The organism is Allobosea minatitlanensis (assembly GCF_964020775.1).
The window spans coordinates 3,066,955-3,080,100 of record NZ_OZ224509.1; the positions used below are offsets into that span (position 1 = coordinate 3,066,955).

Annotated in this window: 14 protein-coding genes; 7 read left to right on the top strand and 7 right to left on the bottom strand. The window is 69.8% G+C overall.

The annotated features are described in order from the left end of the window. Positions 1-19: 19 nt before the first annotated feature. Positions 20-349, top strand: a complete 330-nt coding sequence (locus ACWH43_RS15065) for a hypothetical protein (RefSeq protein ID WP_158446083.1) — start codon at positions 20-22, stop codon at positions 347-349. A 9-nt stretch (positions 350-358) separates the two neighbouring features. On the opposite strand, the gene ACWH43_RS15070 is transcribed toward ACWH43_RS15065, so the two are convergent. After that, entirely contained in the window at positions 359-874 is a 516-nt protein-coding gene (locus tag ACWH43_RS15070; protein WP_260347910.1) for a CreA family protein, read from the bottom strand. 110 nt (positions 875-984) lie between these two features. Here ACWH43_RS15070 and ACWH43_RS15075 point away from each other — a divergent pair, with 110 nt between their 5' ends. After that, positions 985-1,536 carry a GNAT family N-acetyltransferase gene (locus ACWH43_RS15075; RefSeq protein ID WP_260347911.1) on the top strand — a complete coding sequence of 184 codons (552 nt, stop codon included), beginning with the start codon at positions 985-987 and terminating at the stop codon, positions 1,534-1,536. On the opposite strand, the gene ACWH43_RS15080 is transcribed toward ACWH43_RS15075, so the two are convergent. From ACWH43_RS15080 to ACWH43_RS15090, 3 genes are all read right to left on the bottom strand, one after another. Continuing rightward, entirely contained in the window at positions 1,517-2,050 is a 534-nt protein-coding gene (locus ACWH43_RS15080) for a hypothetical protein (RefSeq protein WP_158448251.1), read from the bottom strand. The genes ACWH43_RS15075 and ACWH43_RS15080 overlap by 20 nt on opposite strands. An 89-nt stretch (positions 2,051-2,139) precedes the next feature. Further along, positions 2,140-2,721 (bottom strand): DinB family protein, encoded by a 582-nt coding sequence (locus ACWH43_RS15085; RefSeq protein ID WP_158446087.1) that lies wholly within the window; start codon positions 2,719-2,721, stop codon positions 2,140-2,142. Continuing rightward, positions 2,714-3,724, bottom strand: coding sequence for a fumarylacetoacetate hydrolase family protein (locus ACWH43_RS15090; RefSeq protein WP_158446088.1), 1,011 nt, complete (start codon positions 3,722-3,724; stop codon positions 2,714-2,716). Before ACWH43_RS15090 ends, ACWH43_RS15085 begins: the two co-directional genes overlap by 8 nt. Positions 3,725-3,798: 74 nt before the next feature. Here ACWH43_RS15090 and ACWH43_RS15095 point away from each other — a divergent pair, with 74 nt between their 5' ends. Next, on the top strand, positions 3,799-4,884 hold the full coding sequence (locus tag ACWH43_RS15095; protein WP_158448250.1) for a TRAP transporter substrate-binding protein: 1,086 nt from the start codon (positions 3,799-3,801) through the stop codon (positions 4,882-4,884). A 40-nt stretch (positions 4,885-4,924) separates the two neighbouring features. Here the strand turns inward: ACWH43_RS15095 and ACWH43_RS15100 are convergent, their stop codons facing one another. Next, positions 4,925-5,812, bottom strand: coding sequence for a CHAD domain-containing protein (locus ACWH43_RS15100; protein WP_260347913.1), 888 nt, complete (start codon positions 5,810-5,812; stop codon positions 4,925-4,927). Positions 5,813-5,995: 183 nt separating this feature from the next. Between ACWH43_RS15100 and ACWH43_RS15105 the strand changes: the two genes are divergently transcribed. Then, on the top strand, positions 5,996-6,493 hold the full coding sequence (locus tag ACWH43_RS15105; protein ID WP_260347914.1) for a MarR family winged helix-turn-helix transcriptional regulator: 498 nt from the start codon (positions 5,996-5,998) through the stop codon (positions 6,491-6,493). 53 nt (positions 6,494-6,546) lie between these two features. Here ACWH43_RS15105 and ACWH43_RS15110 read toward each other — a convergent pair whose 3' ends face one another. Further along, on the bottom strand, positions 6,547-7,497 hold the full coding sequence (locus ACWH43_RS15110; RefSeq protein ID WP_158444572.1) for a phosphoribosylaminoimidazolesuccinocarboxamide synthase: 951 nt from the start codon (positions 7,495-7,497) through the stop codon (positions 6,547-6,549). Between the two features lie 416 nt (positions 7,498-7,913). On the opposite strand from ACWH43_RS15110, the gene ACWH43_RS15115 reads away from it, so the two are divergent. Next, entirely contained in the window at positions 7,914-9,077 is a 1,164-nt protein-coding gene (locus ACWH43_RS15115) for a DUF2865 domain-containing protein (protein ID WP_260347915.1), read from the top strand. Between the two features lie 197 nt (positions 9,078-9,274). Continuing rightward, positions 9,275-10,603 (top strand): MFS transporter, encoded by a 1,329-nt coding sequence (locus ACWH43_RS15120; protein WP_158444574.1) that lies wholly within the window; start codon positions 9,275-9,277, stop codon positions 10,601-10,603. A gap of 113 nt (positions 10,604-10,716) precedes the next feature. Here ACWH43_RS15120 and gltX read toward each other — a convergent pair whose 3' ends face one another. Further along, positions 10,717-12,072, bottom strand: coding sequence for a glutamate--tRNA ligase (gene gltX / locus ACWH43_RS15125; RefSeq protein WP_158444575.1), 1,356 nt, complete (start codon positions 12,070-12,072; stop codon positions 10,717-10,719). Between the two features lie 178 nt (positions 12,073-12,250). Here gltX and ACWH43_RS15130 point away from each other — a divergent pair, with 178 nt between their 5' ends. Beyond that, positions 12,251-13,120 (top strand): outer membrane protein, encoded by an 870-nt coding sequence (locus ACWH43_RS15130; RefSeq protein ID WP_158444576.1) that lies wholly within the window; start codon positions 12,251-12,253, stop codon positions 13,118-13,120. Positions 13,121-13,146: the final 26 nt, after the last annotated feature.

Here is a 13,146-nt window from a genome sequence, read left to right on the forward strand (position 1 = left end):
TCCTCAGGAATCGCTTCAGATGCGCCGCGCCGTGGCTTTTGTCGGACTGCTCGGGATCGCCGTCGCCGGGATCTCGCTCTCGATCATGCCGATGAGCCGCCCCGCCGCCGCGCCCAGCGAGCAGCGCACCTTCCTGATCCCCGCCAGCGACGGCTACGGCATCGCCGACTGCATCTCGGCCAAGGCGGAATGCGGCAAGATCGTCGCCAATGCCTGGTGCGAATCGCAGGGCTTCGGCAAGGCGGTGGCCTTCGGCATCGCCGACAAGGCCGACTTCACCGGCACCGTGACCCGGCCGAGCCCGGTCGCCGCCGCCGAGCAGCCGCTCAGCATCACCTGCGGCGAATAATCGTCGACCCTACCTGATCCAGTCGGCGCATTTCGGCGCCTCGCCCGTATTGCCCCAGGGCATGATCGGCACCGAGGAGGTCGCGTTCTGCGGCGAGCCGTCGATCAGCTTGTCCGAATAGGCGAGATAGACCAGCACGTTGCGCTTGGCGTCGCAGCCGCGCACGATCTGCATCTTCTTCCAGATCAGCGAGCGGCGCTCGCGGAAGACGACATCGCCCTGCCCCGCCTTCTCCTTGAAGCGGACCGGGCCGATCTGCTGGCAGGACAGCGAGATCTCCGAGACCTCCTCGGCCACGCCGAACATGCCCTTGACGCCGCCCTTCTCCGGCACGGTGTAGTGACAGGCGACGCCCTCCACCAGCGGATCGTCGACGCCGTAGACGGCGAGCTTGTCGTCCGGCGTCAGCGCCTTCCAGACGGTCGATTTCTTGAAGATGAGATCTTCCTGCGCCATGGCGGGCGCCATGAACGCTCCGGACAGGGTGACGGCCAGCGCAGCCAGGATCCAACGACGAAGCAGCATTCCCATTCTCCCGGCGCGTTTCGGTTCGGCGCCCGGCAGGATATGGGATGCCGCGCGCCGGCGCGCCAGAGTTCCGCGGCCACGCCCCACAGCAAAGCAGAGGCGACAGGATGCTCCCCGAACTGGAAAGCCCGCGATTGCGGCTGCGACCGCGCCGGCTCGACGATCTCGACGCCATCGCGCGCCTCAACGCCGATCCGCAGGTGATGCGCCACATCGCCTCGGTCGACGACCCGGCGATGGGGCGCGACGCCGTCGCCGCGCGCAGCTTCAGCCACGTCGCGCGCGGGCTCGGCTACTGGTCGGTCTTCGCCAAAGAAGAGCCAGCGGCGTTCGCCGGCTATGTCGGGCTGATCCCGGACGGCGAGGGCCCGGGCGAGGTCCAGCTCAGCTATCGCTTCGCGGTGCGCCACTGGGGCAAGGGCTATGCGCGGGAGGCGGCCGCCTGCTTGCTCAGCCACGGCTTCGAGACGCTGGCCCTGCCAAAAGTCCTCGTCACCACCCATCCGCGCAACGCCGCCTCGCTGAGGCTGGCGCAGCGGCTGGGCTTCGCGGCCGCGCCGACCGATCCGCAGGTCCTGATCGGCGTGCCCGCCGTGCCGGCTTCGCGCCTGCGGCTCACCCGCGAGGCATGGCTGCGGCTCAGGCCGCCAGCGGCCTGAAGGCGAGATAGGCCGCGACCAGCGCGCCGATGACACCAAGCGAGAAGAGGACCAGCTTCAGCCGCGTCATCGCGCTGGCGAAGGCGACGTCCCCGGCGGCGACGCGAGGATATCGGTCGAGCAGGCGGGCAACCGCGAGATTCTCGGCCACGTCGCAAAGCCCGCCGATCAGCCAGCCGCCGCCGCAGAGCGCCGCCACCCAGAGAGGCTGGCCGCGCGTCGTCAGCCCCGCGATCAGGATGGCGCCGACGATGGCATAGGTGAAGGCGCAGGCCACGTCGGCCGGCAGCACCCGGTTGCGGTAGCGGGCCCGCCGCGTCTCGCCATAGAGCGAGAAGAGCTTCTCGACATCGGCGACGGAATAGCCGTCCCAGTCGCTCTCCAGCATGCGCGGCACGCCCTGCCGGTTCGACCAGGCGCCGACGAGCCAGTAGAGCACCACGACGAAGACCGGCCCCCAGATGAAGAAGGCCAGCGGAATGGTCGTCGAATAGAGCGGCACGGGGTCGATCATGGCGTCTCGGCTCTCGCGGCAGGGGCGTCGTCGCCATCAGGTTATCCGTCCCCCCGGCCGCCGCCAAGCAGGCAGCGACAGGAGGGCCGTCAGAGCAATTCCTCGGGCGGGGCCAGGTCGAGGCGGCGCAGCTCGACGCGGGTCTGCTGCGAATCGTAGCGCAGGAAATATTCGTCGAGCTGGGGCGGCGCGACAGCGGTTCCCGCCAGCATCGCATGGGCTTGCCCCCGATGATGGATCTGGTGCTGGAAGAGATGCGCCAGCAGGTCGTCGACGCGCTCCTCGATCCGGCCGCTCTCGCCGCGATCGGTCGCGACCGTCGTCGCCAGCAGGTCGTCGCTCGCCCCGTCGCAGAAGGCGATCAGCCGCCGGTCGGCCGCCGCCTGGGCCGGCAGGAGCTGGGCGATCTCCAGAGGCTGGAAGCGCGCGAAGACCTGCTGGCCAAGGCCGCCGCGTTCGAGTGCATCGATATAGTAGAGATCGATCATCAGATTGTGGTTCAGCGTCGCGTGCAGCGAGGGGAAGAAGCTCGTGCGCTCGGCCTCGAACGCGGCCTCGCTCAATCGGGCGCAGGCGGCGAGCAGCCGCCAGTTCGCCCAGGCGTTGTTGTGGGCCATCTTGCGGAAATGAGCGGCCAGCGCCCCGCGCCGGCCGGAGCCCGTCTCAACCATGCGGCAGAACCTCCTGCTCGATCGCGCCGAAGATCGAATGCCCGGCGGCGTCCTTCATCTCGATGCGAACCGTGTCGCCGAAACGCAGGAAGGGCGTCCTCGGTTCGCCGTGGCGCAGCGTCTCGACCATGCGCTGCTCGGCGATGCAGGCATAGCCCAGCCCGCCTTCCGCCATCGGCCGGCCCGGCCCGCCATCGGCGTCGCGATTCGAGACCGTGCCGGAGCCGATGACCGTGCCGGCCGAGAGCCGGCGCGTCGCGGCGGCATGGGCGATCAGCGTGCCGAAATCGAAGGTCATGTCGGCGCCGGCATCGGGCCGGCCGAAGGGGGCGCCGTTGAGCTGCGCCAGCAGCGCGCCATGCAGCTTGCCGTCGCGCCAGGCTTCGCCGAGTTCCTCGGGCGTGACGGCCACCGGCGAGAAGGCCGAGGCCGGCTTCGACTGAACGAATCCAAAGCCTTTCGCCAATTCGCTCGGAATCCGATTCCGCAAGCTCACGTCGTTTGCGAGCATGACGAGACGGATCGCGGCAAGGCCCTGCTCGCGGCTCGCTCCCATCGGCACGTCGCCCGTCACCACCGCGACCTCGCCCTCGAAATCGATGCCGTCCTCCTCGCTGCGGGCGAGGATCGGCCCGCGCGGCGCAAGCGAGGCGTCGCTGCCGCCCTGATACATCAGCGGATCGGTCCAGACATTCTCCGGCAGGGCCGCGCCGCGCGCCTTCCGGGCGAGCGCGACATGGTTCACATAGGCCGAGCCGTCGAGCCACTGGACCGCCCGCGGCAGGGGCGAGGCGCAATCATGCTCGTGGAAGCGGAAGGACGGCACCGCGCCATGCTCCAGCCCCTCGGCGAGATCGGCGAGGCGCGGCGCCAGCCGCTCCCAGTCGTCCAGCGCCGCCTGCAATGTGGCGACGACGGGAAAGGCGTCGGTCGCGCGCGTCAGGTCCCTGGAAACCACGACCAGCCGGCCATCGCGGCCATGCGAGAGAGAGGCGAGCTTCATCTCTTTTCATTCCTTGCCGGACGCGCCAATAAGGGCGCAACGAGCCTTGGACCAGGCTCTGGGGAGGAGACCATATGGAACGTCGGTCGTTTTTGAAAACGGGCGCCCTCGCCGCAGCCGCGACCGCCGTCGCGGCCCCCGCGATCGCGCAGTCGCAGCCCGCGGTGAAATGGCGGCTGACCTCGAGCTTCCCGAAATCGCTCGACACGATCTACGGCACCGCGCAGCAGTTCTCGAAATACGTCTCCGACGCCACGGACGGGAAGTTCGAGGTGCAGGTCTTCGCGCCGGGCGAGATCGTCCCCGGCCTGCAGGCGCTCGACGCGGTCTCCTCCGGCACGGTCGAATGCGCGCATTCGCCGACCTATTTCTACATCGGCAAGGACCCGACGCTGGGGCTCGGCACCGGCATTCCCTTCGGCCTCAACGCCCGGCAGCAGCATAGCTGGTGGTATTTCGGCGGCGGCGGCGAGATCGTGAACGGCGTGCTCGACCGCTTCAACGCCTATGCGATCCCCTGCGGCAATTCCGGCTGCCAGATGGGCGGCTTCTTCCGCAACGAGCTCAAGGGCGTCGAGGACCTGAAGGGGCTGAAGTTCCGCATCGGCGGCATGGGCGGCTCGGTGCTGGCCAAGCTCGGCGTGGTGCCGACCCAGATCGCGCCCGGCGACGTCTACCCGGCGCTGGAGCGCGGCTCGATCGACGCGGCCGAGTTCGTCGGCCCCTATGACGACGAGAAGCTCGGCTTCATCCGCGTCGCGAAATACTACTACTACCCCGGCTGGTGGGAGGGCGGCGCCATGCTGCACCTGATCATCGGCAAGGAAGCCTGGGCCAAGCTGCCGAAGCACTACCAGGCCATCGTCCAGCACGCCTGCGAGGCGGCGAACAACTGGATGCTCGCCAAATACGACGCGGTGAATCCGGGCGGGCTGCGCCGCCTCGTCGCCCAGGGCGCGCAGTTGCGCGCCTTCCCGCTGCCGGTGATGGAAGCGGCGCTGAAGGCGGCGGACGACTATTATGCCGAGACCGGCGCCAAGAGCCCGGACTTCAAGAAGGGCTACGAGTCGATGGTCGCGTTCCGCGGCGAGAACCTGCTCTGGTGGCAGATCGCGGAACTCTCCTACGATTCCTTCATGAACCGGCTGAAGGCGCGCTGAGCCCGGCCTCCCCCCGCCCCTGCCGCTCGCCGGAACAGGCTCAGGCGAAGCTCGCCCGCCCCGGCGGATGGCGCCCCAGCGCCGCGGCCAGCCGGGCGCGGACGCGCCCGGGGCGCCGCGCCAGCAGCCGGTCCGCCAGCTTCGACGCCCGGCGGCGCTGCCGGGCGATCCGGCGCTCGATCTCGCGCATGAGCCGGCCGCCATCCGCCATCCCGGCTTCCGCGGCGAGACAGGTCCGGGCCATGTCCAGATCGATCGCGCGGCCGAGCCGCGAGCGCAGGCGCTCCGCCAGCGCGGCCTGCCGCCGCAGCCCCGCGGATTCGGCCGGGGCGAGGAAGCCGAGCTGGCAGCCGAGATCGACCACCGCGCTCCTGAAGTCATGCAGGCGCTCGATGCTCATCCGCCGGGCGTCCTTGCGCGCCCGGCGCCGCGCCCGCCGGTAGCTGCGCCCGCAAGCCCGGACCAGGAAATCGCCCGTCTCATCCGCGAGGGACCACTCCGCCATGGCGGCGGAGAGCCTGCGCAATTCCGTCCGGACGGCTTCGCCCTGTTCGCGCAGCAGGGCGCCGGCCGCCGCAGCCGCCGCTTCGGCGTCGTCCGGCGGGAGCCGCTGCGGGCAGAGCTTGCGGAGAACCCCGGCGATGACGGCCCGGTCGCGGGAGGGGCCGAAGCCGCGCCGCAGGCGCCCGGCCGCGGCCCTGACCGCCCGCGCCTGCTGCGACAGGCCGGCGGGCGCGAGCTTGAGCAGGGCCCGCCAGGCCTTCATCAGGCGGCGGAACTCGTGGATCGTCTGCTCGGGCGCGATCCCGTCGCGGGCGAGCCGGTCGAGCGCGCGGAGCGGCATCCTGCGGCAGGTCCGCAGCCAGTGCCGGGCCCAATGCCGCATCGTCACGCCGCCACCTGTTCCGGCCCCGGACGCCTCGGCCACGCCGCCTCCCTGTCCCGCAATCCCGGACGAGGCCGGGCAACCGCCGGATTCTATCATGGTTCCGACGGAAGCAAGCGGGCGCCGCGCGACAGCGGCCGCGTTCGCCTGTATCGTCCGGTCCTCCCTGTGAATGACCGCCGCGCCGGCTCGCCGGATTTTCCGGAACCCGCTACAGAGCTGCCCATGACAGAGAAAAACCCGTCCGCCGCCCAGGACCAGATGCTCCGGCTCGAGCGCTTCCTGCCCTATCGCCTCAATGTCGTGGGCACGCTGGGCGGCCGGGCGCTCGGCCGGATCTATGCCGAACATTTCGGCATCGGCATCCCGGAATGGCGCGTGGTGGCGCAGCTCGGCGAGTTCGGCAAGCTGACCTCGCGCGACATCGGCGAGCTCGCCCAGATGCACAAGACCAAGGTCTCCCGCGCGGTGACGGAACTGGAGAAGCGCGGCTTCGTCTCGCGCGCCGAGAACCGGCAGGACCGGCGCGAATCCTTCGTGACGCTGACAGCCGCCGGCAAGCGCGTCTACGACCAGATCGTGCCGCTGGCGCTCGGCTTCGAGGCGCGCTGGATCGAGGGCATCGCGCCCGACGAGATCAAGGTGTTCGAGCGCGTGCTCTCGACCCTGACCGAGCGCGGCCGGCTGCTCGCAGGGAACTACCGCGAGGAGGACGGGTCTTAGGAATATCCCGCCCCGGAATGAGGGGCGCGGTTCGATCGAACGCCTGAAGCTCGTCAGAAATACTTGGCCAGGTTGCGCCTGATCCGCTCCTGCGGGTTCTCGCCCCTGGGCGGGTAGGCGAAGGCCTGCCCGGTGATCGTCTCATAGGCGCGGACATAGACGGCGGAGGTCTGGTCGATCAGCTCCTGCGGGATCGGCGGCAGCTCCTCCTTGTAGGGATCGCAGCGCGCCACCACCCAGTTGCGGACGAAGTCCTTGTCGAAGGATTCCGGCTTGCCGCCGCCGGCGAAGCGCTCCGGATAGCTCCCGGCGAACCAGTAGCGGCTCGAATCCGGCGTATGGATCTCGTCCGCGAGCAGGATGTTGCCCTCGGCGTCGGTGCCGAACTCGTATTTCGTGTCGGCGAGGATGAGGCCGCGCTCGCGGGCGAGCTTCTGGCCGCGGGCGAACAGCGCCAGCGCATGGGCCGAGACGATGTCCCACTGCTTCTGCGTCAGCAGCCCCTCGCCGACGATCCGCGCCGCCGAAAGCGGCTCGTCATGGCCGCCGTCGAAGGCCTTGCTGGTCGGGGTGATGATCGCCTGCGGCAATTCCTGGTTGTCGCGCAGCCCGTCCGGCAGGCGGATGCCGTACATCTCGCGCCGGCCCTGCTTGTACATGGTCAGGATCGAGGTGCCGGTGGTGCCGGCGAGATAGCCGCGCACCACCATCTCGACCGGCAGGATCTCGAGGCGCCTGCCGACGACGACGTTGGGGTCGGGATAGTCGAGGACGTGGTTGGGGCAGATGTCGGCCGTGTGCTCGAACCAGTAGCGCGCCGTCTGGGTCAGCACCTGCCCCTTGAGCGGGATCGAGGCGATGGCGCGGTCGAAGGCCGAGAGCCGGTCGGTCGAAATCAGGATGCGGCGCCCGTCCGGCAGGTCGTAATTCTCGCGCACCTTGCCGCGATAATAGTTCGGCAGCTCCGGGATGACGGCTTCGTGAAGCGGCAGATAGTCGGACATGGCGGCGCTGGCCTCGCGATGACAGGCGGCGATCCGGCTCAGGCCCGACCCGCCGCGGTTCTTAGAGCATGCTGCCTTGGCGCGGAAACAGGCCCGTCATCCCGGCCGGAGCGCGACAGCGCTGCCGCCCGGAATCCCTCATCGGCTCAGTGCTCTACCACGGATTCCGGGTCAAGCCCGGAATGGCCGCTCCGGCACCGCCCGGCGCCGCCGCCGAGGGAATGCGCCAGTTTTCCACCACGGCGATCCGACTCGCGCCGGATTGCTGCGCCGGCCCGGATGTGGCATGCGGGGGCGGCGCCATCCCTGCCGAGTCAGCGCCGGGCTTGCGTGCGGGGTTCCATAGTTCCGTCGTGTTTGGCGGGTGTTGTTGGCAGGAGCTTGCGGCCGCACGGGCTGCTCCGACAGTGGATGACGTGACCCGACTTGCGATGATGCTGCGATTCTCCAGACGCTTCGGCATGGCCCTGCTGGCGCTGGCGGCCCTGAGCGGAACGGCCGCCGCGCAGTCCGCCTCCTGCGAGGCGTGGCGCGCGGAGCTGCAGAGCCTGCAGGGCCGCAGCGGCGGCGATGCGCGCGCCGCGCAGGCGGCCCAGCGCGTCGGCGCCCAGCTCGCCCGGATGAGCGACCAGTATCGCGCCATGGGCTGCGAGCGCGGCGGCTTCCTGTTCTTCGGCGAGCAGCCTCCGCCGCAATGCGGCGCCATCCGCGCCCAGCTCGGCCAGCTCCAGGCGCAATATGGCGCGCTGCAGCGCCAGGCGCAGGGCGGCGGGCTCGAGCAGCGGCGCGCCCAGCTCGCCGCCGCGATCAGCAACAATTGCGGCCCGCGTCCGCGCGGCTTCTTCGATACGATCTTCGGCCGCGATCCCGGCCCCGGCGAGGTCGATTCGACCATGCCCGAGCTCGACCCGGAGCGCTCGGTGATCGAGCCGGACAAGCCGCGCCTCGGCGGCCCGCAGACCGTCTGCGTCCGGACCTGCGACGGCTATTTCTTCCCGCTCGCCAACAATACCGGCAATGCCGACGAGATGTGCCAGGCGCTCTGCCCGGGCACGGAGACGACCGCCTTCGGCATGAGCACCGGGGGCGACATCCAGAACGCCGCCTCGCGCTCGACCGGCCAGCCCTATTCCTCCCTGCCGAACGCCGGCAAGTACCAGCGCAGCTTCGATTCGGCCTGCACCTGCCGCGGCCAGGGTCAGAGCTGGTCGGAGGCCCTGAAGAGCGCCGAATACCTGCTCGACAAGCGCAAGGGCGACGTCATCGTCACCGAGCAGCGCGCCGCCGAGCTGTCGCGGCCCAAGGTCGATCCGAAGCGCCGCAACGCCACGCCCGAGCCCGCCGCCGCGACCACCGCGCTGCCCCAGATCCCGGACGAGGCGCCGCTGCCCTCCGAGAACTCGCCGACCTCCGGCACGGAATCGGCCGGCGTCGGCCCCGACACGGTCGACGAGAAGACGCTGGACAAGGGCGACGGCCTGAAGAGCGAGTCGCGCAGCGTCACCGGCGAGCGCCGCGCGGTCAGGATCGTCGCGCCCAACCTGGCGCCCAATCTCAGCCCGCAACTGGTCAGGCCCTGACCGGAAAAGGTTCCATGCGCGGGTGGTAAGCGGCATTGCCGGCGAACGCTGCGCTCGGCGCTGGACGCATGACCCGGACCGTCGCATAAACGGCGAATCTCGCCGCCCCCTCGGGAGGCCGCCAGACCGCACCGTGCCCGCATCTTCCATGCGGACTTCTGCCTCTGACGCTCCCGACGCCACATGCAGAGGCCTTCATGTCGGACGTCAGCGCGTCACAGCCGCATCATCCGCACCCGATCGAACTCGCCGACGCCAAGCGCCGGATCAAGGCGATCTTCATCGGCTCCGTCGGCAACCTCGTCGAATGGTACGATTTCTACGCCTACACCGCCTTCGCGCTGTATTTCGCCGGGGCCTTCTTCCCCTCGCACGACCCGGTGGTGCAGCAGCTCAACGCCGCGACGCTGTTCGCGGCCGGCTTCATCGTCCGCCCCGTCGGCGGCTGGCTGTTCGGCCACCTCGCCGATCGCTACGGCCGGCGCCTCTCGCTGATGGTCTCGGTGCTGATGATGTGCTTCGGCTCGCTGCTCATCGCCTTCACGCCCACCTATGAGACGATCGGCTTCGCGGCGCCGGCCCTGCTGGCGCTGGCGCGCATCATCGAGGGGCTGAGCCTCGGCGGCGAATACGGCGCGAGCGCGACCTATCTCACCGAGATCGCCGATCCCGAGCATCGCGGCTTCTATTCGAGCTTCCAGTACGTCACGCTGATCGGCGGCCAGCTCACCGCCATCCTGGTGCTGCTGCTGCTCCAGAACGTCTTCCTGACGCATGAGCAGCTCGTCGCCTGGGGCTGGCGCATCCCCTTCGTGATCGGCGCCGGGCTCGCCATCACCGCGATGTTCATGCGGCGCCACATGCAGGAAACCGAGGCCTTCGAGGCGGCCAAGAGCACGATGAAGCGCGAAAGCTCGCTGCGCGGCCTGCTGCGCTATCCGCGCGAGGTCGCGATCGTGGTCGGCCTCACGGCGGGCGGCACCGCCGCCTTCTACACCTTCACCACCTATATGCAGACCTTCGTCAAGCAGACGGTCGGCCTTTCCGACATCGTCACCACCTATGTCATCGCCGCCTCGCTGATCTTCGCGGCGATCCTGCAGCCGCTCTACGGGGCGCTCTCGGACCGGATCGGCCGCAAGCCGGTGCTGATGTTCTTCGGCATCGCCGGCACGCTGCTCACCGTGCCGATCCTGACCACGCTTTCGGGGACCAAATCGCCCTGGATCGCCTTCCTGCTGATCTGCGGCGCCTGGATCTTCACCGCCGGCTACACCTCGATCAACGCGGTGGTGAAGGCCGAGCTGTTCCCGACCTCGGTGCGCGCCACCGGCGTCGCGGTGCCCTATGCGCTGACCGTCTCGATCTTCGGCGGCACGGCGCCGGCCATCGCCCTGTTCTTCAAGCAGCAGGGCCATGAGGAGTGGTTCTACTACTACCTCGCCGGGATCATCTTCATCTCGTTCCTGGTCTACGCCCTGATGCGCGACACCAAGCACGCCTCGGCGATGCACCGGCACGAATGAGGGCTCGGCATCGTCATTGCGCAGCGACGAAGCCCTCCGGGGGCGGCGGGGCTGACGGTTCAGCCAAGTCCCCCCGGATGGCTTCGCTGCGCTCGCAATGACGGGTGGCGCCGTCAGGCGCTCTCGCCGGCCAGCCGCCTCAGCGCCTTCTCGCGCCCGATCAGCGGCAGCAGGGCGGCCAGCTCCGGGCCGTGGTCGAGCCCGGTCAGCGCCTGCCGCAGCGGCATGAACAGCGCCTTGCCCCTGGCGCCGGTGGCGGCGGCGACGGCTTGCGTCCAGCTCTTCCAGCTCGTGGCGTCGAAGGGCTCCTGCGGCAGCAGCGCGGCCGCCTTCGCCGCGAAACCGGCATCGGCGACGGCCGGCGCGACCGGCCCCTGCACGACCTGCCACCAGAGCTTCGCCTCGGCGAAGGTCGCGAGATTGCCGCGCACGGCCAGCCAGAAGGCCTCGCCGCCAGCGATACCCGCCTCGGCGAGGCGCCCGGCCGCGACGGCGTACGGCATATGGTGAAGCGTGCGGGCGCTCAGCGCCTCCAGCTCATGCTCGTCGAACTTGGCCGGGGCGCGCGAGACATGAGCGAGCTCGACGAGGCCGGCGAGCTCGTCAAGGCTCTCGACGGGGCGCACCGCGTCCGACGTGCCGACGAGGACGGCGAGCGCCGCCACCGCCAGCGGCTCCACCCCGGACTCGCGCAGGCCCCGCAGCGAAAGATGGCCGAGCCGCTTCGACAGCCCCTCCCCGCTCGCCGTGGTCAGCAGGTTGTGATGGCCGAAGACCGGCAGGGCCGCCCCGAGCGCCGCGAAGATCTGGGCCTGCACCGCCGTGTTGGTGACATGGTCCTCGCCGCGGATGACATGGGTCACGCCGGTCTCGATGTCGTCGACCACCGAAGGCAGCGTGTAGAGATAGCTGCCGTCCTCGCGGACCAGAACCGGGTCGGAGAGCGAGGCGCAGTCGACATGGGACGGGCCGCGCACAAGATCGTCCCAGGCGATTTCGCGCGCCTCGAGCAGGAAACGCCAATGAGGCTTGCGGCCCTCGGCCTCGAAGGCCGCCTTCTGCTCGGGCGTCAGCTTCAGCGCGGCCCGGTCGTAGATCGGCGGCAGGCCGCGGGCGAGCTGCCGCTTGCGGCGGCGGTCCAGCTCGCCGGGCGTCTCGTAGCAGGCATAGAGGCGCCCGGCCGCACGCAGGCGCGCGGCGGCGGCGTCGTAGATCGCCAGGCGCTGCGACTGCCGGACGACCTCGTCCGGCACGATCCCGAGCCAGCCGAGATCCTCAGCGATCGCCTCGGCATATTCCGGCTTCGAGCGGGCGGTGTCGGTGTCGTCGTAGCGCAGCAGGAAGCGGCCGCGATGGCGGCGGGCGAACAGCCAGTTGAACAGCGCCGGCCGGGCGTTGCCGATATGGAGATAGCCCGTGGGCGACGGGGCGAAGCGAACCAGGGGCGCGGTCGAGGCGGAGGATGTCATGATGTGGCTTATGGCGCTTTTGGCCGGCGCCGACAATCGACGCGAAGCCTCGCAGGCGCCGGCCGGAGCGGGCTGCCGGCACAGGCGACGTTAACCCAGCGTTAGGGTTACCAATGCATGAATCGCCCCTGGGCAGGGCTGGACGGGACGGAACCGAATCGCTGCCGGGGAGGTCGGGATGCACATCGGTACCGTGAGAGGCGCGGCCGGCGCCGCAGCCCTGGCCGCCCTGTTGAGCGCTCCCGCCCTCGCAGCCGACTATCCGGTGCTGCGCGGCTCCCAGATCGAGGACGCGCCCACTCCCAGCCTCTATGCCGGCTCCTACAACTGGACCGGCTTCTATGTCGGCGGCGGCGCCGGCGTCTCCGACACCAAGTTCAAGCCCGATACGGGATTGCAGGACCTGGCGCGCTTCGCCTTCCGCAACACGGCGCTGGGCCAGCAGGTCGACATGGGCGGGCTGGTCAACAACCTGCCCGAGAAGAGCGACAGCGGCGCCACCTATTTCGGCTTCCTCGGCTACAATGTCGCCTTCGGCGACGCGGTGATCGGCATCGAGGCCGACTACACCCGCTCCGGCCACAGCTACCGCATCGACGACTACATCGCCCGCCGGTTCGTCACGGCCAATGGCGACGTCAACGACATCTCGCTGACCACGCAGCAGGCCGCCAAGCTCGACGACTACGCGACCGCGCGGCTTCGCCTGGGCTGGGCCTTCGGCAGCATCATGCCCTTCGCCACGCTCGGCGGCGCGGTCGGCCGCTTCAACACCAGCTCGACCATCGACGCGCGGTGGAACCTCACCCAGACCAACCCGCTGACCGGAACGGTCAGCCAGGGACAGGCCGCCGGCTATCCGCTGACCGTCGGCGCCAGCAAGAAGAACGTCTACGGCTTCGGCCTCACCGTCGGCGGCGGCGTCGACTGGGCCCTGGCGGAGAACATCTTCCTGCGCGGCGAATACCAGCTCATCCGCTTCGCCGATGTCGAGGGCACGACGACGACCGTCAACACCGCCCGCGCCGCGGTGGGCGTCAAGTTCTGACAGCCGGCAGCCGCACGGCGAAAAGG

Excerpts from the sequence above, each read along its gene's own strand:
- gltX (WP_158444575.1), bottom strand. The coding sequence starts at position 12,072 with ATGACATCCTCCGCCTCGACCGCGCCCCTGGTTCGCTTCGCCCCGTCG.
- ACWH43_RS15105 (WP_260347914.1), top strand. The coding sequence starts at position 5,996 with ATGACAGAGAAAAACCCGTCCGCCGCCCAGGACCAGATGCTCCGGCTC.
- ACWH43_RS15065 (WP_158446083.1), top strand. The coding sequence starts at position 20 with ATGCGCCGCGCCGTGGCTTTTGTCGGACTGCTCGGGATCGCCGTCGCC.
- ACWH43_RS15120 (WP_158444574.1), top strand. The coding sequence starts at position 9,275 with ATGTCGGACGTCAGCGCGTCACAGCCGCATCATCCGCACCCGATCGAA.
- ACWH43_RS15085 (WP_158446087.1), bottom strand. The coding sequence starts at position 2,721 with ATGGTTGAGACGGGCTCCGGCCGGCGCGGGGCGCTGGCCGCTCATTTC.
- ACWH43_RS15075 (WP_260347911.1), top strand. The coding sequence starts at position 985 with ATGCTCCCCGAACTGGAAAGCCCGCGATTGCGGCTGCGACCGCGCCGG.
- ACWH43_RS15090 (WP_158446088.1), bottom strand. The coding sequence starts at position 3,724 with ATGAAGCTCGCCTCTCTCTCGCATGGCCGCGATGGCCGGCTGGTCGTG.
- ACWH43_RS15095 (WP_158448250.1), top strand. The coding sequence starts at position 3,799 with ATGGAACGTCGGTCGTTTTTGAAAACGGGCGCCCTCGCCGCAGCCGCG.
- ACWH43_RS15080 (WP_158448251.1), bottom strand. The coding sequence starts at position 2,050 with ATGATCGACCCCGTGCCGCTCTATTCGACGACCATTCCGCTGGCCTTC.
- ACWH43_RS15130 (WP_158444576.1), top strand. The coding sequence starts at position 12,251 with ATGCACATCGGTACCGTGAGAGGCGCGGCCGGCGCCGCAGCCCTGGCC.
- ACWH43_RS15110 (WP_158444572.1), bottom strand. The coding sequence starts at position 7,497 with ATGTCCGACTATCTGCCGCTTCACGAAGCCGTCATCCCGGAGCTGCCG.
- ACWH43_RS15070 (WP_260347910.1), bottom strand. The coding sequence starts at position 874 with ATGCTGCTTCGTCGTTGGATCCTGGCTGCGCTGGCCGTCACCCTGTCC.